At 43.5% G+C, this 24,607-nt stretch carries 10 protein-coding genes and 2 riboswitches; of the genes, 4 read left to right on the top strand and 6 right to left on the bottom strand.

What is annotated here, in order from left to right:
• Nucleotides 1–509: 509 nt before the first annotated feature.
• The 5 genes from gcvP to gcvT form a co-directional block, all read right to left on the bottom strand.
• The gene (gene gcvP / locus RT064_RS07660) at nt 510–3,392 is read right to left on the bottom strand and encodes an aminomethyl-transferring glycine dehydrogenase (RefSeq protein WP_313062701.1); all 2,883 of its coding nucleotides are present in this window, start codon (nt 3,390–3,392) and stop codon (nt 510–512) included.
• Between the two features lie 92 nt (nt 3,393–3,484).
• Nucleotides 3,485–4,219 (bottom strand): nitroreductase family protein, encoded by a 735-nt coding sequence (locus tag RT064_RS07655; RefSeq protein ID WP_313062700.1) that lies wholly within the window; start codon nt 4,217–4,219, stop codon nt 3,485–3,487.
• A gap of 133 nt (nt 4,220–4,352) precedes the next feature.
• Entirely contained in the window at nt 4,353–4,733 is a 381-nt protein-coding gene (gene gcvH / locus RT064_RS07650) for a glycine cleavage system protein GcvH (RefSeq protein ID WP_007115930.1), read from the bottom strand.
• Between the two features lie 215 nt (nt 4,734–4,948).
• On the bottom strand, nt 4,949–5,335 hold the full coding sequence (locus RT064_RS07645) for an MliC family protein (protein ID WP_313062699.1): 387 nt from the start codon (nt 5,333–5,335) through the stop codon (nt 4,949–4,951).
• Between the two features lie 114 nt (nt 5,336–5,449).
• Nucleotides 5,450–6,583 (bottom strand): glycine cleavage system aminomethyltransferase GcvT, encoded by a 1,134-nt coding sequence (gene gcvT / locus RT064_RS07640; RefSeq protein WP_313062698.1) that lies wholly within the window; start codon nt 6,581–6,583, stop codon nt 5,450–5,452.
• Between the two features lie 127 nt (nt 6,584–6,710).
• Nucleotides 6,711–6,850, bottom strand: a riboswitch (glycine riboswitch).
• Between the two features lie 31 nt (nt 6,851–6,881).
• Nucleotides 6,882–6,998: riboswitch (glycine riboswitch) on the bottom strand.
• A gap of 446 nt (nt 6,999–7,444) precedes the next feature.
• On the opposite strand from gcvT, the gene RT064_RS07635 reads away from it, so the two are divergent.
• The gene (locus RT064_RS07635) at nt 7,445–7,897 is read left to right on the top strand and encodes a hypothetical protein (RefSeq protein WP_312384196.1); all 453 of its coding nucleotides are present in this window, start codon (nt 7,445–7,447) and stop codon (nt 7,895–7,897) included.
• A 94-nt stretch (nt 7,898–7,991) separates the two neighbouring features.
• Nucleotides 7,992–8,975, top strand: coding sequence for a Holliday junction branch migration DNA helicase RuvB (ruvB, locus tag RT064_RS07630; RefSeq protein ID WP_062331309.1), 984 nt, complete (start codon nt 7,992–7,994; stop codon nt 8,973–8,975).
• 65 nt (nt 8,976–9,040) lie between these two features.
• Here the strand turns inward: ruvB and RT064_RS07625 are convergent, their stop codons facing one another.
• Nucleotides 9,041–21,367, bottom strand: a complete 12,327-nt coding sequence (locus RT064_RS07625; protein WP_313062697.1) for a beta strand repeat-containing protein — start codon at nt 21,365–21,367, stop codon at nt 9,041–9,043.
• 345 nt (nt 21,368–21,712) lie between these two features.
• Here RT064_RS07625 and RT064_RS07620 point away from each other — a divergent pair, with 345 nt between their 5' ends.
• A complete protein-coding gene (locus RT064_RS07620; RefSeq protein ID WP_313062696.1) occupies nt 21,713–23,341 on the top strand; it encodes a hypothetical protein in 1,629 nt (542 codons plus the stop codon).
• A gap of 175 nt (nt 23,342–23,516) precedes the next feature.
• Nucleotides 23,517–24,599 carry a dihydroorotase gene (gene pyrC / locus RT064_RS07615; protein ID WP_313062695.1) on the top strand — a complete coding sequence of 361 codons (1,083 nt, stop codon included), beginning with the start codon at nt 23,517–23,519 and terminating at the stop codon, nt 24,597–24,599.
• Nucleotides 24,600–24,607 lie beyond the last annotated feature (8 nt).

Below are 24,607 nucleotides of genomic sequence, written 5' to 3'. Positions count from 1 at the left end.
ATTGCTTGTGGGTCAAATGGCAAATGGCAAATAACGTAATCACCGCACCACTATGCGGTAGCGTGTCTAAGCCACCTGCTGCCATCACCGCCAGCCCCAGAATCTGCCATAAGCTGACCAAACACCGCCCCTAGCAAAAATATGGGAAAAAACTTCAATAAAAAGCCACTCAACGCTTTCATAAAAACGGTGGTATAGATAGGCAGTGAGCTTAGAATATCGCCTGACAGCGCAACCGCTAGGGTGGCCATCAAAGGTGCTAAAATTAATACAGAATAGCCGCGATAGGCAAAATACATTAATAGAAAGAGCGAAATAATAATCGCAATGGTACTAAACATAATGTCATCCTTGACTTATGATGGGTTTGAAGTAACGCGTGGTGATTACAATTTTTTTCAGTCTCTGCATCATAGCAGAATTCTTTTGACTCGCAATTGGCTTTATAGCAAAAAGCCACACATTTTTGCATGGCTTTTGTAAAAAATACGGTGAGTATTGATTGAAGTTTACTCTGCGATTTCCCCATTCTCATAGCTTGAGATATCGGGGCAAGAACAGATTAAGTTTTTGTCGCCATACACATCATCGATACGGCTCGCCGATGGCCAAAACTTATTGTCGCGTACATAGGCGAGTGGATAGGCAGCTTCTTCACGGCTGTAGGGACGATCCCAGTCACCGGTCACCACCTGTGCGGTGTGTGGTGCGTTCACCAGTGGATTGTTATCTGCTGGCCAGTCGCCGTTTTTAACTTTCATCGCCTCAGCTTTGATTTGAATTAAGGCTGAGATAAAGCGGTCTAGCTCTTCTTTGCTTTCCGACTCAGTCGGCTCAATCATCAAAGTACCTGCCACGGGGAAAGACATGGTTGGCGCATGAAACCCGTAATCCATTAAGCGTTTGGCGATATCAACTTCGGTGATACCTGTTTCGGCTTTTAGTGGGCGGATGTCAATGATACATTCATGGGCGACGCGACCATTTTCACCACTATAAAGTACAGGGTAATGGTCTTTTAATTTCATGGCGGTGTAATTGGCATTTAATAGCGCAGCTTCTGTTGCTTGCACCAAGCCATCGCGACCCATCATGGTGATATACATCCATGAGATAGGCAAGATGCTGGCTGAACCAAACGGGGCAGCCGATACCGCACTCATGCCATCTTGGGCATTGGGCACCGCAGATACGACATGATTGGCAATAAAAGGCGCTAAATGTGATTTCATGCCGATAGGACCCATGCCAGGACCGCCGCCGCCGTGGGGAATACAGAAGGTTTTATGCAAATTCATGTGTAGGACGTCAGCACCGACATCCGCAGGTTGCATCATACTGACCTGCGCGTTCATGTTAGCGCCATCCATATACACTTGACCGCCGTGTTGATGAATCAAATCACAGATATCACGGATACCTTCTTCAAACACACCGTGTGTCGAAGGGTAGGTAATCATCAAGGCGCCCAGATTGTCGCTGTATTTTTCCGCTTTTTGGGTCAAGTCGGCAATATCAACGTTACCGCGCTCATCGGTGGCTACCACGACGACTTCCATCCCCATCATTTGTGCTGTAGCAGGATTGGTGCCGTGTGCGGAGCGCGGAATCAGGCAGATATGACGGTTGGGTTGACCTAAGCTTTCATGATAACGACGAATCGCTAATAGCCCCGCGTACTCGCCTGACGCGCCTGAATTTGGCTGCATAGAAATAGCATCAAACCCTGTGATGGCTTTGAGTTGCTCTTGTAAGCCTTCAATCATTTCAATATAGCCGCCCACTTGTTCACGTGGCGCAAATGGGTGCACATTGGTAAATTCATTCCAAGTAATCGGTAGCATTTCGCTAGTAGCGTTAAGTTTCATGGTACAGCTACCCAGCGAAATCATACTGTGATTCATCGCCAAGTCTTTGTTTTCTAGCTTTTTCAAATAACGCAGCATTTCATGTTCGGTGTGATAACGATTAAACACAGGATGACTTAAAATCGCATCGGTACGTAGCAATGACGCTGGCAAAGACAAGCTGATATCATCAGATAATTGAGCGGCTACGCCTGTGAATAACTGCGTGAGTACACCAAAATCTGCCGCATCACTGGTTTCATTAAAGGCAATGGCGATATGGTTATCATCTACTTTGCGCAGGTTATAGCCGATATTAAGGGCATTTTGATAGATTTGTTCAGTTTGACCATCGGTATTGATGAGCACGGTATCAAAAAACTGCTCATGCACAATCGACATACCCGCTTGTTTGATGGCTTGGGCAAAAGCGCTTGCCAACGCATGAATGCGGGTGGCAATACGTTTAACGCCTTCAGGACCATGATACACCGCATACATCCCAGCCAAATTGGCTAGCAACACTTGCGATGTACAAATATTTGAGTTGGCTTTTTCGCGGCGGATATGTTGTTCACGGGTTTGTAGTGCCATACGCAAGGCTTGTTTACCTTGGGCATCCACTGATACGCCAATGATACGACCTGGGGCAGAACGCTTGGCACTGTCTTTAAAGGCAAAATAAGCCGCGTGTGGACCACCAAAGCCCATCGGCACGCCAAAACGCTGGGTGTTACCTAGTGCCACATCCGCACCCATGCTACCCGGTGATTTAAGAAGTACCAGACTCATCACATCCGCAGCAACAATTGTCTGCGTGCCTTTGGCTTTGACTGCACTGATGATATCAGTTAAATCAACCACATCGCCTTGTGCGCCCACGTATTGGAAAATCGCGCCAAAGAAATCGCCATTCTTGGCAACGTCAAAATCCCCAACCACTACCTCCCAACCAAAATACTTGGCACGGGTTTTGATGACATCTAAAGTTTGTGGATAGATACGGCTATCAACAAAAAATTGGTTAGATTTACTTTTACCCACGCGTTTTGCCATCGCCATCGCTTCAGCCGCCGCAGTCGCTTCATCAAGCAAACTTGCGCCCGCCAATTCAAGACCTGATAAGTCAATACAAACTTGTTGGAAGTTGAGTAATGCCTCTAAGCGACCTTGGGCAATCTCCGCTTGATAAGGGGTATAAGCCGTGTACCAGCCGGGGTTTTCAAGCACATTGCGCGCAATGACTGCAGGTAGGCGAGTCGGATAATAGCCTAAGCCAATATAGCTTTTATTGACCTTGATTTTATCCGCCAACCCGCGCAACTTTGCCAAGGCATCATGCTCAGTCATACTGAGAGGTAAATCTAACTCTTTGCTAAGACGTACAGAAGCTGGCACCGTCTGTTCAATAAAGCTTGCCATGCTGTCAGCGCCGACGGCTTTTAGCATCGCTTCTTTTTCATCTTGGCTAATACCAACATGACGATGAATAAATTCTGATGATTGGAATAAATCAGCAAATGATTGAAAAGACGGTTGACTCATTCAAGTTTCCTTTAGCGTCTGATAAAACATTGAAAAAAAATAGCAGGTTTTGCCATGGCTAACATGACAAACATCGGTTGAATGGATAAAAATTACACCTTAACGATAAAGCGCTCACGCTCAAAACGGTATTGCTCACTATAGATACCACGCTCGTCGCGTTCACCGGCAGCAATCACCATACAAATATGCTGCTCTTCATTGAGGTCAAGCAATTTTTTGAGTTGTGGCTCATCAAATCCCCCCATCGGGCAACTATCAAAACCGTGGGCACGGAAAGCAAGCATCAAATTCTCGGCCGCCAGCGAGGTGCTAATGAGCGCCCAGTTTTTGAGGTCGTCAGCATCATAGATGGGGTCAACCATCGCACCTCTGACTTTGCGAGTGGCTTGCGTCAGCGCCCATTTGGCAGGGGTGAACACATTCATCACACCGCGCGTCATCGTCAGCGGAATGAGCTTGCCGTAATAATCTTGCACGGGTTTTGGTACAGGTTTGACAGGAAAATACTTGATATTGTCTTTGGCGTGTTGACGCCACGTGTCAGTACGAGCAACCACAACAATCAGCTTATTGGCGGTTTTTGCTGCATTTTGGCTCATACAATAGGTCACAGTTTTTTGGCGCTTTTCTTCTGATTCAATCACAAAAAATTGCCAAGGCTGCAAATTACTTGAGCTAGGCGCTAACATCGCCATATCGAGACAAGCATTGAGCACTTCATCACTGATGGGCGTTTTGGTAAAGCGTCGTACCGAACGGCGAGTGCTCACCACATCATAAAAACTGGCTTGTTTTGGGTCAGCAAGCGGGGTAAGTGTTGACATAGCAGCTCTCAAGTTAACAAAATAAAGGATGCGTTACAGTTAATTGATAGGACAACAGACTAAGGTAATCAAGCGAGTACCTTAGCTAAACCCTATAACGACGATTAGATAAAAGCGATTAAGATAAAAACGATCAAATGCTATCTTGGTACTCGTCTGCGTCCATCAAGCCTTGGTAATCATCGGCATTGTCTGGTTTGATTTTAAAAAACCAACCTTCACCATAAGGGTCTTCATTAATGGTTTCTGGCGCATCTACCAAGGCTTCATTGACCGCTAGAATTTCACCAGCGATGGGCGCGTAAACATCCGAAGCAGCTTTCACCGATTCGACCACGGCAATTTCAGCATCCACGTCAACGTGTTCACCCACTTCAGGCAATTCAACATACACGATGTCACCGAGTAAATCTTGGGCGTGGTGAGTAATACCAACGGTGATAGTGCCGTCTTCTTCTTGGCGTAACCATTCATGACTAGCCACATATTTTAAATCTGCTGGAATATTGCTCATAACTATTTTCCTCAAAGCGAAAGTAGGGGTGAAAATAAAAGGCTGTTAGCCAAGCAGTCACACTTGACGCCTTTTTACTAAACATTTTTAAAAGCCTAGTATTTAAAAGCTAAGTAATTTAACAAACTGAGTAACAAAAATTTGGTCGATACAATATATATCGACCAAATCTAAAAATAACTTAGCAGTTTAACCCATTCAACAACTGAATAGGATTAAATGGCATTACACACAAAGTTATAATCACGACCTTGTGAGGTCACGGTTAACGCACCTTCTGCACCTTTGACGCCCCAGTCATACATGGTAGTTTTGGTCGCATTTGATAAGGTATAGCGGTTACCCGAGCCTGATACATCTTGTTTTAACACCATCGCCGCTTGGTTTAGACCGAGCATGGGCGAGGTGATTTTTAAATTAGCGACATTGCTGCCGTTTTCTTGACCGTAGAACGCGACGACTTCAGTATTGTTGTCACATTTAAAGGTTTGTGAATTTGCTTGAATTGCCAACACTTGTGACGGACTAGGCTGTGCCACTGGGGTTGAAGTACAGGCCGCCAAACTTGCCAAAAACGGTACAACAAAGAATAACTTTTTCATGATTCTACCTTCTAAAATATGATGAATTTATTATCGGTTCTTCAAATTACGCTGACTAATCATTTGAATATTGTTCATTAATAAGCGCTAAATCCATCATAACATGATAAAATCTTAGTTGAATTGTTTGTTGCCATTTCTAACAAACGGTAACGAAATGATACGTACTGTCGTCGGTGTGCCCCGCAAATCAACGGTGGCTGCTGTATCACTCGTCTTTGGAATACGGGCAATGGCAATCGATTGTTTTAGGCTTGGGCTAAAAGTGCCGCTAGTGATTACCCCAGTTTTGCCATTGTCTAGCGTGACCGTCATGCCTTCACGCAGTACCCCACGTGACTCTAGTACTAAGCCTACTTGCATGACGTCATTACCCTCAGCAATCGCTTGGTCTTGTTTGGCTTGCATAGCTTCACGACCCACAAAATCCCGATCATCTTTTACCGCTAGCGTCCACGCCATACCGCATTCATACGGATTGATGGTTTCATCCATCTCATGCCCGTACAAATTCATGCCCGCTTCAAGACGTAATGTATCACGGGCACCTAATCCTGCTGGGGCGATGCCATGGTCTTTAAGTAAGGTAAAAAATGCTGAGGCTTGCGCTTGTGGTAAAATAACTTCAACGCCATCTTCACCCGTATAACCGGTACGCGCCACAAACCAATCTGCGCCTTCAATGTCGGTCAAATCTTTGCCCACAAACGGTTTTAAGGTAGCGAGGCTATCTGCCCAATTTGGTTTGGCTTGGCTCAGTTTCTGCAAGGCATTGGGGCCTTGTACCGCAAGCATAGCAAGTTCTGGGCGCTCGGTAATGGTGACAGCAAAGTCTTTGGCGACTTTGTCAAACTGTGCCAAATCTTTATCACGGGTGGCGGCATTTGAGACGATACGATACTCGGTCTCTGCATCGTTCATTCGGTAAACGATTAAGTCATCAATCACACCGCCGTTTTCGTTTAGCATGGCAGAATAAAGCGCTTTACCAACAAATTTGAGTTTGGCGACATCATTGGCGAGCAGTTTTTGCAGCCAAGCTTTGGCATCTTTGCCGGCGATGTCAGTCACGACCATATGTGACACGTCAAACATGCCGGCATCCGTACGCACAACGTCATGTTCTTGAATCTGTGAGCCATAATGGATAGGCAATTCCCAACCAGAGAAGTCAACGATTTTGCCGTTGCTATCAATATGGGATTGATAAAAAGGGGTGCGGTTTAAAGGCTTGTCTGTGGCTGACATGGCAAATCCTTGAGTGGGTAAAATCAAATAACGGTTTGATGTTTTAATAGCGTGGGATAAAACGCTAAAGCCAAACATCGCACATCAATAGAGCACTAAAACTAATCCAACCTGATGTCGGTAGCTATCAGCCCTATCTGTCCTGTTACCTGAGATTTTCAATCGACTTATCAATTTCTTGTAGTATAGCTTATAGTACAGATAGACAAGTCAATCTTTTCCCCTTCGGTGGCATTGCAAAGCAATACACTCTCCAGATTTGTTATATTTTGATGCAGTGCATAGCACACTGCCAAAAATTACGATTCCAGTCCTTTTACCTGAGCGATTATAGGGTCTTTACGCCTTCGGTGATGGTTTTGGTATTTCATAATTTGATGAAAAACAAAACAACATTCTCTCCTGAAATCTTCGGTTATTATGCTGGGTTTTTAACTTTTTGACAAGCAAATTTGCACAGATTTTATGACCGCCTGATGTTTTGGCAAGACTGCATTATGAGCATTATTGTGTTATAGCAAATAAGGCCAAAAGCAAGTATGATTAAAGCCACTGATGAACATGAAACTTTAAGTAGTCAAATAAAGTTAAAGTGTTTAACTAAAGTGCTTAAATAATTTTTTTGGTTCTAGGTTAAATTTTTGCGTGCTGACCCCATTAAAAGCAGAATAATTTAGCCTTTAACATTTTGAATATCTTTGAGTATTAACCCCAAATACCAAAACTTGTTATTAAAAGTTACTATAAACGTCGGCGCTAAACTCGCTAAGTAAAAATTGGCTGATTGAGAACTGGTAGATGAGTTGGGTTGTTAGCTTATAAAGATGGCATGATAAAAGGAATAAAATAACGATGGACTTCATGAATATTTCGTTGGTAGGCATTTTAACCAGTCTAGCCATGGGGGGTACGCTGCCCGATGATAGCAAAACCCAACAGCAAGTGGCGCAAGTGTCGACTCATATTTTGCCAAATATCGCAGGACAGTGGCAGCTGCGACTTGATAAAACCGACGCTGCGCAGCCAAGCTGCCAAGAGCGGTATAATTTTGGGCGCGATCAGCAATTTATCGGTTCAAGCGGTCAGGAGTTTACGTACGGCAAATACTTGTACGCTGACACAGGGGATGGTTTACCTGCACTAGCGATTCAGACCCAATATGATAACAATGCAACAGACTGTTCTGGCAATCGCGTTGACCAGACCGGTGATATTTTGGTTGCTTATGTCAAACAGCAAGGCGAGCAAATGCAGTGGTGCAAGGATAGTAAAGGCACCCGATGTGATATGACATTGTACCGTGTGTTGCCTTAATTTTTTTTGCTTTTTCTCTCTACATTCCATAGTACTTGCAAAATTTGCCAGTGCTATTATCCTTGTTAAAACTTGCAACTAGTGTCAAATACTTATGATTCCACCTTTTTCAAGTGCCAATTCTCAGCAACGTCTGATTAGTCCGATGGGGCGCTCAGAAGACCAAAATGACAATAATATCCGTCCAGCGTTACTCGCTGAATATATCGGTCAGCCTGTGGTCAAAGAACAAATGGGCGTGTTTATTAACGCGGCGTTATCGAGAAAAGAAGCGCTCGACCATACCTTGATATTTGGACCGCCTGGACTGGGTAAAACCACACTCGCCAACATTATCGCCCGTGAGATGGGCGGTAATCTGCGCTCAACGTCTGGACCTGTGCTTGAACGCGCGGGTGATTTGGCAGCAATGCTGACCAATCTGGAGCCTGGTGATGTGCTGTTTATTGATGAGATTCACCGTTTAAGCCCGATGATTGAAGAAATCTTGTATCCTGCGATGGAAGATTTTCAGCTTGATATTATGATTGGCGAAGGACCGGCTGCGCGCTCCATAAAGCTTGATTTGCCGCCTTTTACTTTGGTGGCTGCGACCACCCGAGCAGGTTTGTTGACCTCGCCACTGCGGGACCGTTTTGGCATCGTACAGCGATTAGAGTTTTATAATGTGGAAGACTTAACGACCATTGTCACAAGATCGGCTGGATTGCTTAACGTGCCTATGACCAAAGAAGGGGCAGTCGAAGTCGCTAGACGTTCGCGCGGTACACCGCGTATTGCTAATCGGTTGCTACGCCGCGTACGCGACTATGCTCAAGTTAAAGGCGATGGCACCGTCACCGCTGAAATTGCGCATAGCGCACTCGATATGCTGGCAGTTGATAAACGCGGGCTTGATAATCTTGATAGACGTTATCTTGAGATGCTAGAGGAGCGTTTTAATGGCGGACCTGCGGGGGTTGAGTCGATTGCGGCGGCTTTGGCGGAAGATAGAGGCACGCTTGAAGATGTGATTGAGCCGTATCTGATTCAGCAAGGCTATATCGTACGCACTGCACGGGGGCGGATGTTGACTTAGTTTTTTGAATTTTTGCTAATAAAAAACCCCTTACATTGTGTAAGGGGTTTTTTACTGACTGAAAATCAGTAACAGTATGGATTGTTATTAATATATTTATAACCATTAAATTGTGTTCTAAGACCAAATGGACTGATCCAGTTTGGACGAAGTGGTGGTGTTGCATCAGGCTCAGATACGTCTTCTTCAGCGGTTGGTAAAATAATTGTACGGTATTCGACAAATTCAGTACCATTTACCTTGGTAGTAACTTTAATCATACCTATCCACCAACCAGCAGACTCCTTAGTATATCGAATACTAAAATCAAGCTTACCAGTTGCATCAGTCATCATGGTTTGACCATTCACTAGCTCAGTTCCACTGGCAGATAATATAGTCGCTGGGTTGATTGGGTCTAATTTACCATTCTGGTTAGCATCTTCTAGAGCATCTAAAATACCATTGTTGTTGGCATCTTCGTTGAGACACATCACAGCACCCGGTGTGGTAACGCCCCAACTGTCATAATGTCTAATTCCCCATTTTGCTGGAACTTCAGGTACTGCTGGACTAGACTCATCTTGAGCAGTGTTAGGATCATCTTTTACTTCAGGTACAGCTGGTATTTTTGGAATTACATAGTATTCTCCTAACAGATATTGTACAGGAATAATCGACACTGACACAGGTTGATTGGTAGCTGGCTGACTAATATTGTTATTAACAAAAATAGAACCATCGTAAACATAGTAAATATTGCGACCATCTGGATGCTGGCGAATCTTATCAGCAAAACCAAAGCCAATAAATGTTGCATTGGTTTGTACTGTCAAGGTCTTAATTTCGGAAGTCAATGGGGTAACTGTTCGTACATTGCCATTTACCTGAATTGAATTAACCGTCGTACGAATTTGCACAGCATCGTTTGCTGTTGGAGTACGACCTGAATAGTATTTAACTATTGCATTACCGCTATCATCTGTAATGGCATAACCTTTCTCGAGACGTCCACCTGAAGCGTCTTGAACAAGTGAAAATTCAACAATCGCATTCTTAACAGGCAAGTCGTTTGAGTCTTTAACAGTGGCAATCACATTGGTTTCGCCATTGGTCGATAATGTTGTACGCTCAATTTGAAGTAATAGCTTTTTAACATCTGCCGTTAGGAAGCTAATGCTATCTGTAAATACTTGCTCACCATTGTATTCAAGTACTAAATTGGCTGTGTTTGCGACAGGCGAGCTAATTGTAAAATTAACGTAGTTTTCAAGTACTCCCTCATTATTAGTACGTTGTTGGACTAAACCTTCAACTCTAGTACCTTGACCATTTAATGTACCTTTATTGGTTGATAAATAAACAGTGGCTCTCTTTCTATTCTCTGCATCTTTATTAGGATCGCTATCAGGGACGTAGTTAGGAATAGCAAAACCATTTTTATCTTTAGGTCTTAAAATCGTAATTTGACCTGTGGTATTGACCATGATTTCATTATTTGCCATTAACACATTATTGGCGCTTACTTCTAACTTGGTTTCAGTTTGGCTGACAACCTTCAGTTCAGTCAAAGCGATTGGTGAAGAGCTAATCTCAACGCCTTGTGAATTAGTACCAAATAACTTCACTGATAGCGGATATTTGGTTGCTTGTCCACCGAGTTCTGCTTGAGAAACGGTAAAGGTAAACTTACCCTGTGCATCTGTGGTATAAAATTTAGGCGTGGCTAATGACTTATCACTCAACAATAATTCAACTTTGGTATTAGCAAATGGTTTGCCACTACCATCTAAAGCTGTTGCTGAAATAGTGCTGTTAGTGGTAGCACTGATTTCTTTATTAGAAACAAATAAGTTATCAATCGTCGTGCCTGTAATTGGGATTGTGACTTCCTCTTTTTCAGCTCTATATACACCATCGTTTACGATTACGCTGATTTTGCCAGTGCCATTGAGTCGAGAAACTAGACCAATATCATTTTGTGATAAATCAACAGTGACAAGTCCTTTATCATCTGTTTTTAAGGTTGAAACTTTGTTAAATGATAAACCACGTGCAATGCCATCTTCAAGAATTTGTAGATAAACTGGCACATTTGCCTTAATACCACCATTAATATCTGTTACTCGGATAGTCATTGACAGGCTATCATTACCAGTTCTCAGTTCATCTTTAGATTTACTGACAAATACATTGTAAGCTTGGGTTGCTGATTGACTGCTTGCACTGACGATAGTGGTCGTACCTACAGACACACCAGATTGGGCAGTGACGACTAAACCATTTTGTAAAGCAGTCGTTGCCTTGGCAAGGTCTTTGATTTCAACTTCAATGGTTGCTTCACCATTGGCGTTGGTATTGACAACCGCACCTGTGTTATTGACCAAGCCAGAATCCGTTGGAACTTTAAAGCTGACTTGCGCATTTGGCACGACGGCGCCGTTTTTATCTATTGCAAGCGCTGTGACTTTGACTTTTGAGCCAACAGCCAATTGAATTGCTGAATCACTGGTTAATAGCAATGTGTTAACGCTATTGGCCGTAATCGCTTCTTGGGTTCTTAAGGTGACCGTTGAGCTAGTGATAGCACCGGCAGTTGCTTTAAATGACAGGCCGCTCGTTTGTAGATAATATTTTTGGTCTGGGGTGAGCGCACCGACTTTTAAGGTTAATACCGCTTCACCATTGGCATTGGTGGTTGCTTGAAGTGGGGTAATATTAGTTATACCCGTTGCAGCTGCCGCATCCAATAGCGTAAAGCTGACAGGCATGTTCGCTAGGCTGAAATTTTCGGCATCACGCACTTGGGCAGTCACGTTGATTGTATCACCATTATTGGTAGTTAGCGTATTAACATCTGTAACCAAATTGACTTTAGCAATGTCATTCACCGTCGGTTGTGCGGCGGTTTTGGTGAGAGGTACATTGAGTATTTGTCTTGCATTACCGTTAGATACGGCTGTTACCATATAGCCACTTGCAATCAATTTTTCCGCTTTGACTGGGTCTATCACGCGTAGACGGATATAAGCTGTGCCTTTAGGAATGATTATTTCTGAAGCACCAATCTTCGGCTCTACAGGGGCATCGACTTCACTGGTCAATACTGTAGAAGGTGATAAGCTCACAATGCCAGTGGTTGTCGGGTCTGGTAGGTTGAAAGTAACAGGCGCATTGGTAACAGCACCGTTTTGGGCATCGACTGTGTGAGCCATCACAATAAACTCATTGCCTTGGCTCAATACGACTGGCGTATTTGGGAAATTCTCTAAGACCACTTTATCAATGCTCACTTCATTGACAGCTTTGGCTTTTAGCGTGATTTCACCTGTAGCACCACTTGGGGCAGTGACTTTAACTTTTAGACCATTTTGTAGAGAGGCTATTTGGCTAGCGGTTAATAAGTTTTTGACTTCTAAATCGATACTGGCTTCGCCTTTTTCATCCGTTTTCACGGTTGTGCCGGTGATGTTAAAGACATTGGTCGACGCTGGATCTGGGATACTAAATGTCAAATCACTTGCAGGGACGCCGCCAAAGTTACCATTCAATGCAGAAGCAGTCACATGGACTTTAGAGCCTGCCATCATCAAGATATCATCTCTATCAGCGGTGACAGCAATAGAGGTAACCACGGTATCAATCCCTGCATCTCTAGCAGAGAGTTTAATCGGATTAATTTTGGTGCCATTTGGTACTGTCGCGTTAACTACTAAACCATTGGTAAGTAGATAATCACGTTGGGTTTTTGATAAAGAGTCAATACGTAGCTTGATAACGGCTTTGCCTTGCGTATCGGTAGTAACTGTTGACCCTGATAAGTTAGCAATACCCGTTGATTCCAACCCTGGCAATGAGAAAGTGACAGGTACTTTGCTTAATGGGCCTTGATTGGCATCTGCTACCGTCGCAGTAATATCAAAGGTAGCACCCACGGTCAAATCGAAAATATTATTAGATAAACTACTACTCAATACACTTTGTTTGACTAATGCAATATTAGCTTCGACTGGCACTGCTGAAGGATCGATGCCTTTTAGCGTGATATTGCCTTTAACGTCAGTTGGCGTCGTGTCAATGGTATTCTTAGACACCGCTTGGATGCTGATACCGTTTTGAATCAGGTAGTCTTTGGCAGCTGTCGATTTGACTTCTAGCTCAATAGTGGCTTCACCACTGGCATTGGTAGTGATATTTGAGGTATCAGAAACTGCATAAACACCCGATACGGATGGGTTAGTGAGCAGATTAAATTCAACAGGAGCGCCGCCAATACCAGTATTATTACCATTGAGTACTGACGCAGTCACAGTGAAGCGTTCGCCAATTTTGATATTAAATGGATTAACGGGTGAGGTTAATTTGACCGATTTGACATCAAGGCGTTTGACACTGGTATCCACGCCTTTTAATGTTAAGGCAGGTGCAGCTTTACCGTTGGATGTGGCATTAACTGTAAAACCGTTAAGTAATGCTTGTTTTTGCGCATCGGTGAGTGACTGTGCTTGCAGCGTAATAGTCGCTTGACCTTGAGCATTTGTAGTGATAGTGGAAGGTGACAAACTCACCACACCATATTGAGTCACACTTGGCAAATTAAAAGTTACAGGAACATTCGCAAGTGCGCCATTTTGTCCATCTAAGGCTGTTGCTGTGATAGTAAACTGCGTACCTGTAGTTAAGGCAATAGCAGAAACATTAGAAGCTAATGTTAACTTACTGACTAATGCCTCGTTGACTTGTTTACCTATTACAGTTGCTTGACCGATAGCACCGTTAGCTGAAACTGCTTGAATCTTAATGCCACTAAGTAGGGCCGCTTTTTGAGCCGCTGTTAACGTAGACTTGATTTCAAGCTCAATCACAGCTTCGCCTTTAGCATCGGTTTTAACCGTTGAGCCAGTTATATTGTAAAGACCAGTGGTCGCTGGGTCAGGAAGACTAAAGGTTAGATTGGTATTGGCAATACCACCAAAGTTTTTATCAAGTGCAACGGCGGTGACTTTCACCTTACTCCCCGCTGCCATTAAGATACTGTCACTGTCAGCGGTCATAGATACAGATTTAACTAGTGTATCAACACTCGTGACTTGCTTAGCAGTCAATTTAAGTGGGTTGATCTTAGTACCATTTGGTACTGTCGCATTGACTACTAAGCCATTCGCCAATAAATAGTTGCGTTGGTCAGACGTTAATGAAGCGATTTCCAAATTAATGGTTGCTTTGCCTTGTGCATCGGTAGTAACCGTTGATCCCGATAGATTGGCGATACCTGTTTGCTCAAGTCCAGGTAAGCTAAAGGTGACAGGAACACCGCTTAAAGCACCCTGTGTAGCATCGGCAATGTTTGCAGTCACTGAGAAGCTATTACCCACTGTTAAATCAAAGGTATTGCTTGGAGTAGTGCTAGATAAGGTCGCTTGAGCCACTTTTGTAGTATTCGCACTAACCGTTGGATTAACCCCAAATACTTTAATCGATCCTGGTACATCTACCGGTGTGGTACCCATAGTGTTTTTAGCGATCGCAGAGATACTTATGCCTTGGCTTAATAGGCGTGCTTTCGCCGCTTCAGATTTAACTTCTAACTCAATGGTCGCTTCGCCGCTAGCATTAGTGATGATGTTAGAGGTGTCAGAAACTGCATACACACCGGTAACGCTTGGGTCTTCGAGTTTAAACTGAACAGGTGCACCGCCAATACCAGTATTATTATCATTCAATACTGATGCAGTCACGGTAAAGCGCTCACCAGTTTTAACATTGAACTTACTGATTGGACTGGTAACTTTTACCGCTTTAATATCGAAACGTTGAATTGATGTATCCACACCTTTTAATGTTAAGGCAGGTGCAGCTTTACCATTGGATGTGGCATTGATGGTAAAACCGTTAAGCAAGGCTTGCTTCTGCGCATCGGTGAGTGATTCTACTTCAAGGGTAATCACCGCACGACCTTGACTGTCAGTGACAATCGTTGAGGGTGATAAGCTTGCTACCCCAGAAGCCGCTCGGCTTGGTAAGTTAAAGGTCACAGGGGCATTGCTAACAACACCTTTTTGGGCGTCGAGCACCGTTGCCGTGACTTTAAATTGTGAGCCGACTGTCAGTGTAATAGCGGTGACGTTGGCACTCAAATCTACACTACTGACTGCTGCCTCATTGACCGCTTTACCGAATAAGGTCACGATACCTTGTTTGCCATTGGCTGAGGTGACCGTGACGGTGATGCCGCTTTGTAACGCAGCTCTTTGGGCAGCGGTGAGCGCAGCTTTGATACCCACGTCAATGATAGCTTCACCTTTGGCATCGGTAGTGACGGTTGAATTGCCTAGGTTATAAACGCCAGTGGTGGCAGGGTTTGGTAGGCTGATGGTTAGGGTTTGGTTAGCGAGCCCACCGAAGGTCTTGTCAAGGGCGATAGCATTTAGTTGCACTTTGCTACCTGCCGCCATCAAGATGTTATTGCTGTCGGCAGTGACTGATACGCTATTAACCAAGGTATCAGGCGCGACCACTTGTTTGGCATTAAGTTTGAGCGGGGTAATGGCGGTGCCATTTGGTACAGTGGCATTGACCGTAAAGCCGTTCTTTAATAAGTATTCACGCTGAGTAGCAGATAGCGAGGTGATCTCTAAGCTAATGGTCGCTTTACCTGTGGCATCACTGGTAACGGTCGAACCCGATAGATTGGCAATACCGGTTTGTTCCAACCCTGGTAGGTTAAAGGTCACTGGAACACCCGCTAATTTACCGTTGTTGGCATCAGATACATTGGCGGTAAGGGTAAAGGTGTTGCCTATGGTTAAGTCAAAGGTGTTGTTGACGGTACTGGTGGTGAGATTGGCTTGAGCGACTTTTGCGATATTTACGTTGGTAACAGGTTCCATACCTTGCACTGTTAATACAGGGCTCGTCACTACCTTGGCAACACCGCTAACAGTATTGATGCTACTAGCGGTGATATTGACGCCTTTACCCCATGCTCTGGCTTTTGCAGGGTCTTTGACTTCAAGCTCAAGGATGGCTTCACCGCTGGCATTGGTGATGACGTTTGAGGTATCAGAGACGGCATATACCCCGGTGATGCTTGGGTCTTGCAAGGTAAATTGAACAGGGGCACCACCCACGCCTGTGTTGGCGGTGTTGAGCGCTGACGCGGTGACGGTGAAGCGTTCACCTACTTTGTAACTAAAGTTGTTAAATGATTTGGTTAAGTTGACTTTGTTGACGTCAAGTTTTGAGGTGGTATCCACGCCTTTTAACGTCAAGGCAGGTGCAGTTTTGCCGTTTGATGCCGCATTGATGATATATCCCGCTAACAGCAGTTTTTTCTGTGCGTCAGTTAGGGATTTGATTTGTAAGGTGATGGTAGCTTCACCTTTGTCATCTGTCAATACCGTGGATGGTGATAGGCTGGCTACACCCGATGCTGAGAAAGTCGGTAAATAGAAAGTCACTGGGGCATTTTTGATCACACCTTTTTGGTCATCGAGCACGGTTGCACGCACTTGCACTTGTTCGCCTAGCGTCAAGGACATGCTAGGGGGTATCGGGTTGCCAGCTGCATCAAATAAGGTGAGATCAACACTGCTGACCGAAACTTCATTGGCGGCTTTGGCGACAAGGTTAATCACGTTTTGCTTGCCGTTGGCAGCTGTTACGGTGACATCTAACCCTTTTAATAGCTCATTTTTTTGGGCAGTGGTTAAGGTTGATTTGACTTCAAGCTCAATGACTGCCTCGCCTTTGGCATCGGTGGTGATGGTTGAGCCACTCAGATTATATACCCCAGTTTTCACAGGGTTGGGGATGGTGACGTTTAGTTGTTGCCCTGCAATGGCGCCAAAACTCTTGTTAAGGGCAACTGCAGTGATTTTAACCTTACTACCAGCCGCCATAATAATGTTGTTGTTATTGTCGGCGGTCAGTGCGATTGATTCAATGGTATTGTCGACCACCACGGTATTTTTGGCGGCAATCTTAAGTGGGGTGATACTTGCAACATTCGCGACATTAGCTTTTACTACAAAGCCACTATTCAATAAGTAAGCACGTTGAGCCGCTGACAAAGAGATAATTTTAAGATTAATCATCGCTTGACCATTGCTGTCGGTATTGACCGTGGAGCCCGATAAATTCGCAATACCGCTGCTTTCAAGGTCAGGTAATACAAAGCTGACAGGTACGTCCGAGAGCTTGCCGCCATTGCTATCAGTCACTGCCGCACTGACAGAGAAAGTAGTGCCGACCGTAAGATCAAATGGGTTAATCGTTGACACTAACGACGCTTTGCTGGCTTTTGCCACATTGGCACTGACCGTCGGATCAATACCAAGAACACTCAAACTACCTGCCACATTCGTCGCTGTCGCACCCATGGTGTTTTTGGCGGTGGCAGTGATTTTAACGCCTTGGCTAAGTAAACGGGCTTTGGCCGCTTCAGATTTAACTTCTAACTCAATGGTCGCTTCGCCGCTAGCATTAGTGATGATGTTTGAGGTATCAGAAATGGCATACACCCCAGTGAGGCTTGGGTCTTCAAGGGTGAACTGTACTGGGACACCACCGATACCGGTATTATTACCATTGAGGGCTGAAGCAGTCACGGTAAAGCGCTCACCGGTTTTAACATTGAACTTACTGATTGGACTGGTAACTTTTATCGCTTTAATATCGAAACGTTGAATTGATGTATCCACGCCTTTTAATGTTAAGGCAGGTGCAGCTTTACCGTTGGATGTGGCATTGATGCTAAAACCGTTAAGCAAGGCCTGTTTCTGCGCATCGGTGAGGGACTTAACTTCTAGAACAATAATCGCCTCACCTTTATCATCAGTCAGCACAGTGGATGATGATAAACTTGCAACGCCAGTGGTTGCAAAATCTGGCAAATTAAATGTTACTGGAGCATTTTTGATAACACCACGCTGTGCATCTAACACAGTAGCTTTAACTTTAACTTGGCTACCAATAATAAGAGGTATATTGTCACCCGTTAAGGTTACACTACTGACAGAGACCTCATTAACTGCTTTTGCCGCAAGTTTAATATCACCCCGTTTACCATTTTGCGAGGTGACTGTGATATTTAGACCGCTGGTTAAGGCTTGTTTTTGAGCCTCTGTTAGAGGTGACTTAACTTCTAAATCAATAACTGCTTCACCTTTCTCATCCGTTGTGATTGTAGAGCCACTGAGATTGTAGACTCCTGTTAAGGATGGGTTAGGAATGTTTACTGTTAGTACCTGACCTTTTAGACCACCAAAATTTTTGTCTAGTGCAACCGCAGTTACTTTCACGTGACTACCTGCTGCCATGATAATGTTGTTGCTATCAGCAGTCACTGAAACTGTTTCCACCGTAGCAGGTGTAGCAACGTCCTTGGCTGAAATTTTTAATGGGGCGATAGTCGTGCCATTAGGTACAGTTGCTTTAACCACTAAACCATTGGTTGCTAGATAGCTACGTTGTGTAGCCGTTAATGATTTAATCTCTAGGTTAATTACTGCTTCACCATTAGAATTGGTAGTTACGGTAGAGCCTGACAGATTAGCAATACCTGTTTGATCAAGTGCAGGTAACACAAAGCTAACAGGTACACCGTCTAATTTACCGTTACTTGCATCTGCAATAACCGCAGTCACGCTAATTTTGTTACCTACCGCTAGCTCAAAGGGATTGACACTTGACACTAGTAATGCTTTGCTGACTTTTGCGACATTGTTACTAACGGTTGGATCCACACCTAACACCGTAGTAGCACCTGTTACATCTATAGCAGTAGTACCTTGAGTGTTTTTAGCCGTGGCTTTGATAGTTACACCTTTGGTTAGTAGTAACTGTTTTGCCGCTTCTGATTTTACTTCAAGTTCAATACTGGCTTCACCTTTAGCATTGGTGATAATGTTAGAGGTGTCAGAAACCGAATAGATGCCTGTTAATGCTGGATCATCAAGGGTAAATTGAACCGGCGTACCCCCAATACCAGTGTTATTACCATTCAGGACTGAAGCAGTCACAGTAAAGCGTTCACCGATTTTTACGTTAAACTTGGTAACTGGGCTGGTGACTTTAACCGCTTTAACATCAAAGCGCGTGATTGGATCAACACCTTTTAAGGTTAATGGCGTGGCTTGTTTGCCATTTGAAGTTGCATTGATGGTAAAGCCACCCAATAACGCTTGTTTCTGTGCATCGGTCAATGATTGTACCTGCAGGGTGATGACAGCTTGACCTTGCGCGTTAGTAGAAACTGTAGAAGCAGATAAACTTGCTACACCATAACTTGCCAATGAAGGCAAGCTAAAGGTAACTGGTGCATTGGCAATGACGCCGTTTTGCGCGTCGTTTACGGTAGCTGTTACCGTGAATTGCGAACCGATAGTTAATGGGATATTGTTAACATTTGAGGTCAAGGTAACGCTATTAGCGACTACGTCATTGACAGCTTTAGCAGTAAGTTTAATCTGACCAGTTTTGCCATTAGCCGATGTGACATTCACAATTAGACCGTTTGCCAATGCTTGTTTTTGGGCTGCGGTCAACGTTGATTTTACTTGTAAGGTGAGCGTGGCTTCACCTTTTGAATCAGTGGTAATCGTTGAGCCTGTAATATTGAATACGCCCGTAGTTGATGGGTCTGGAATTTTAACCGTTAGAATTTGATTCGCCAAGCCACCAAAATTTTTGTCTAATGCTATGGCTGTGACTTTGACAGTACTGCCTGCAGCCATCAAGATATTATCACTATCCGCTATTACTGAAATTGAGTTAATATCAGTTTCGCTAGAAACTTGTTTTGTGTTAAGTTTTAGTGGACTGACTGGTGTGCCATTAGGTACAGAAGCATTAATTTGCAAACCATTTTTTAATAAGTAATCACGCTGCGTAGCATTAAGTGAGCTAATTGATAAATTGATGGTTGCTTTACCTTCACTGTCTGTCTTGACAGTTGAGCCCGACAGATTGGCAATACCCGTTTGATCTAGTCCAGGCAAGGTAAATGTCACTGGCACGTTTGCTAACGCGCCTTGTCCCGAATCTACCACATTGGCAGTCACGGTAAAGGTATTGCCGACTGTTAAATCAAAGGTATTATTGGCAGCCGTCGTTGATAGACCAACTCGTGCGACTTTGGCGACATTACTGTCGACGGTTGGGTCTACACCATATAGTTTTACGTTACCAGTGACAGGTACTGGGGTAGTGCCAGTCGTATTTTTTGCAGTGGCTGTGATATTAATGCCCTGTGACAATAGTTTGGCTTTAGCAGCTTCAGATTTTACTTCAAGCTCAATGGTCGCCTCGCCACTGGCATTTGTTACGACATTAGAGGTATCAGAAACCGCATAAACACCTGTCGCACTTGGGTCATCAAGTTTAAATTGGACAGGTACACCACCTAGACCAGTATTTGAACTATTTAACACTGAAGCAGTAACTGTGAATTTTTCACCAACTTGTACATTAAAATTGGTTTTTGGTGTCGTTAGATTGACCTTTTGCACATCTAGCTTAGTCGTCGTACTACCTTGCTCGACTCCCTTTAAATTAATAGTATTAGATGCAACACTACCTGTTCTCGCAGTTGAGTTAATATTTAATCCAGTATTTAACAGATAACTTATTTGTTCATTTGACAAGGATTTGAGCTCTAATTCTAAATTTGCTTCACCTCTGTCATTGGTTAACACACTTAAATTACTATTAGCAAAAATACCGCTAAGAACTGAATTTCCGATATTAAAATCGATAGTCGTGTTCGGAATGATATTATTGTCTTTATCCACTGCTAGTGCCGTAACATTAATTTTCGTACCTTTTACCAACGCAATATTTTGACTATCGCTAATTAATAATAAATTACTGACAGTCACAGTAGGGGTCGTGGTATTAACATCTGTGCCTTTTAGCGTTTTACTTGTTGAAACTTTACCTACTGTAGTAGTCACAACCAAACCATTTTGTTTTAAATAGTTTTTTTGATCATTGGTCAAAGACTTAATATCAAGTTTGATAACCGCTTTACCCGTGTCATCAGTGACTAAATTTGGACTAATTCCACTAAACACGCCTGTTACGCTTGGGTCTGTAATCTGAACGCTTACCGGTACATTAGCAACACCGATATTATTACTGTTTAAGGCGTAGACAGTTAACTCTACACTATCACCAACATTCATATAAAAATCAGAACTGGTACTGACTAATTGAACTTTCTTCACACTGGCAAGATTGGTCGTAGTGGTCGAATCTGTACCAGTGCTTGGGTTGGTGACACTGACTGTACCTGTTTTCACAGGCGGCGGCAATGTATCATTACCGCCACCACCGCCACAACCAGCGAGGGCAAGTGCGGTCGTTAATGCAGAAAGTTGAAAGGACTTGATTAGGTTGGTAGAGATAGCCATAAAGTTATCCTAGAGAAAGTAAGTAAGGCTGCTAAATAAATCGATAGAGATAAATAGAATCAGAAAAAATTACCAATTTTTCGATGAGCAGAAAATGTTACGTGATTGATGCTAAAATATAATTTTTGATGCTGTCTACTTTACTAAGTTTGCACAAAAGTTACAACAAATTCTAATCATAATTTGATGAATTTAATCGAAGTGAAATGGTAAGGTGTCAACAAGATTTCTAAATTTAACGTTATTTTTTTAGAGGGCGTATAAAGAAGTTGCCCTGCATCTACGATATTGCTAAAAACTCACTAACCACCCCAATGCCAAAAAATGCAAACTAAGTGACAAAATATGCTGTCAAAAAACCCTTCAATGCCTTGTAATATCATTGACCATATATCGTTATATCATTTTTGGGCAAACGCTCTGCCACCATTGCTACCGATAGTAGCAGATGGGTCGCACGTATCAATTTGTTATCTAAAAAAAGTCGTGCCTGAGCTATTAAAAGTCGTGCTTTATCAGTTATCGGCAAAAATTCAGCAAAATCCGTCATTAATCCAACAAACTTTGCCGCAGGTAACAGATAAAAATAGTTTTACCCCCGAATTTTTCACTACTTTAGTTACAAAAAATTTGACTGAAAACGGCATCAACTTTGTAACCTTAAAACAACTGTCTAAGAATAGCCCATCGATTTTTGAGCAGTGGTTTGATGATGAAACCCAAAAAACCATGATTGCCGGCGTGCTACTGGAAAAAACACATCTGCCCTTAGATAACCTGTTAACTATCTGGCAGACTATCACTGCATTGGCGGTGATAAATTTGGCAGATATGATAAGTTCGCTACAAAATACCATAGACTCAGCGCAGATTACTGAGTGGCTTGCGATGCAGCCGGTTTTTTTTATGTCACCACAAGATACGGGGCTGATGAATGCAGTGGGTTTTAGGCGCGCTGTCAGTTTTCAAGCAATGCAGCAACAGCAATTAAAATGGTCACAAATTCAAAATATTGCGGATTTGCCTGTCTATCAACAGCATATTATTCAGCAAATGGCTATTTATAAAGCTTATAAAGCGTCCAATTTTTTTAACATTGCACCAATAACCATCCCGCATGCTCACTTCAATCAACAGGTGATTTCAAACGCTAACCGCCAAATAAATAAAGCGGTGACGTCAAACGCACAAACAGCCCTTTCAGCCAGCAGTATTTTTGCCAAACCGCAAGTTCGCAAACCTGCTCATTGGATAGATAAGCTACAAAAAAATTGGATTGCGACCGCCACCGTATTATCTGTCGCCGTTTTTGGCGGAATAGGCGCGTTGGTGAACGTCAAAGATAAGCCTGCCGCCACTCAACCCTCGGCAAAAATGTCAGTGGCACACCCGGTTTATCACGATGTGGCAATAGTAAAAGTCGGCTCTGTAGCGGATATGACTAATCCGATAACAATGACTGAGCGTGGCAAAAAAGCAGCTATCTCTGAATTACAAGAGAATAATAAACCACGAGATAATCACAAATCACAAGATAATAAGCATTCAGCGCAAGCTGAAAAAGCACGAGATACGAAAAAATCCGACACAAAGCAGCCTAACAAAGAGCGCAAAAAAACGACCAGCCCTGATTTTGACACTGACTCTAACCTTGATTCTAGCCCTAACTCTAGAAATAATGCTAGAACAGATAACAAAAAAGCTAACCTAGCGACCAAAGGCGACAAGCAGCCCCCTGAAAAAGCTGTTAGCGCTAGCAAAAAATCAGCGGCTAACGATAAAACTGTAAAACAAAAATCGCCACAAAAAGCGCAGAAAGCCTCATCGTCAACAATCGCCACTGACAAAAAATCCGCTAAAAAGCCTAACAAAAAGGTAGATAACACCACGGATAACAAAGCGAATAACAAGGTGAGTAATAAGGTAAACAATAAGGCGAATAACAAACCTAGCAATAAATCCAAAACCCATTAATACCGTTATCAAAACGACATAAACTGACGTATTATTTGTCAGTGTACTTGGCTTGCGAATATTTTCATGTCGTTTTTTGCCTAAAACTGCTATGATGCACAAGTTTTTCAACGCTTCAATTATCGGTTTTTGACGTTGTTTTTTTAAGGCACTCTCAAAACTGTTCGAGGAAATCATGAGCGCATCGACTGCACCTATCAATACATTTACTATTACTGCACCTGATGACTGGCATATTCATTTACGGGATGGGCAGGCGCTTGCCACGACGGTGCCACATGCTGCGGCCAATTTTCGCCGCGCCATTTGTATGCCAAATTTGGTGCCACCCGTCAAAACTGCCGCTGATGCTATCGCTTATCGTGAGCGTATTTTGGCGCAAGTGCCCAATGACAGCATCTCCCAGCAATTTGAGCCATTGATGACGCTTTACTTGACCGAGTCACTGACGGCAGAAGACATCGAAGCCGCCGTTAATTCAGGTGTAGTAAAAGCAGTCAAGTTATATCCTGCAGGTGCGACCACCAATTCTGCGGATGGGGTGAGCCATATCAATCATTGCACCGATGTATTTGCCAAGATGGAAGCGTTGGGTTTGCCGCTGTTGGTACATGGTGAAGTGACGCACCATCATATTGATATTTTTGACCGTGAAAAACGCTTTATTGATGAAGTGATGGTCAATCTCATTGATAAATTTCCAAAATTAAAAATCGTCTTTGAACACATCACCACCAGTGATGCCGCTGACTTTGTGTTGTCACAGGGCAAAAATGTCGTAGCGACGATTACCCCGCAGCATTTATTGTTTAATCGCAATCACCTGCTGGTGGGCGGCATTAAACCGCATTTTTACTGCTTGCCGATTTTAAAACGCCAAAGTCACCAAAAAGTATTACTTGATGTGGCAACCAGTGGCAATCCCAAATTCTTTATTGGCACTGACTCTGCGCCTCATGCGACGCATACCAAAGAAAATGCTTGCGGTTGTGCCGGCTGTTACAGTGCATCGATTGCGCTGCCCTTGTATGCGCAAGCCTTTGACAGCGTGGGCAAACTTGACAAGCTAGAAGGTTTTACCAGTATTCACGGGGCAAAATTTTATGGCTTGCCTATCAATAGTGATAAAGTGACCTTGGTGCGTGAAGCCTGGCAAGTCCCCGAGCATTATCCTTATCTTGACGGTAAAGATTTGACCCCGCTGATGGCTGGACAAACGCTGGACTGGAAAGTGATGCCATTTAATTTAGCCGTATGATTGTTCAC

The organism is Moraxella sp. CTOTU49097, assembly GCF_032064105.1.
GTDB lineage: Bacteria > Pseudomonadota > Gammaproteobacteria > Pseudomonadales > Moraxellaceae > Faucicola > Faucicola osloensis_B.
Note: the sequence above shows the minus strand (reverse complement) of the source record. Positions and strands in the feature narration are given on the sequence as shown.

Bases quoted from the DNA above. Each gene is read 5' to 3' on its own strand.
- RT064_RS07635 (WP_312384196.1), top strand. From the start codon at position 7,445: ATGAATATTTCGTTGGTAGGCATTTTAACCAGTCTAGCCATGGGGGGT.
- gcvH (WP_007115930.1), bottom strand. From the start codon at position 4,733: ATGAGCAATATTCCAGCAGATTTAAAATATGTGGCTAGTCATGAATGG.
- RT064_RS07645 (WP_313062699.1), bottom strand. From the start codon at position 5,335: ATGAAAAAGTTATTCTTTGTTGTACCGTTTTTGGCAAGTTTGGCGGCC.
- gcvP (WP_313062701.1), bottom strand. From the start codon at position 3,392: ATGAGTCAACCGTCTTTTCAATCATTTGCTGATTTATTCCAATCATCA.
- RT064_RS07620 (WP_313062696.1), top strand. From the start codon at position 21,713: ATGCTGTCAAAAAACCCTTCAATGCCTTGTAATATCATTGACCATATA.
- ruvB (WP_062331309.1), top strand. From the start codon at position 7,992: ATGATTCCACCTTTTTCAAGTGCCAATTCTCAGCAACGTCTGATTAGT.
- pyrC (WP_313062695.1), top strand. From the start codon at position 23,517: ATGAGCGCATCGACTGCACCTATCAATACATTTACTATTACTGCACCT.
- gcvT (WP_313062698.1), bottom strand. From the start codon at position 6,583: ATGTCAGCCACAGACAAGCCTTTAAACCGCACCCCTTTTTATCAATCC.
- RT064_RS07655 (WP_313062700.1), bottom strand. From the start codon at position 4,219: ATGTCAACACTTACCCCGCTTGCTGACCCAAAACAAGCCAGTTTTTAT.
- RT064_RS07625 (WP_313062697.1), bottom strand. From the start codon at position 21,367: ATGGCTATCTCTACCAACCTAATCAAGTCCTTTCAACTTTCTGCATTA.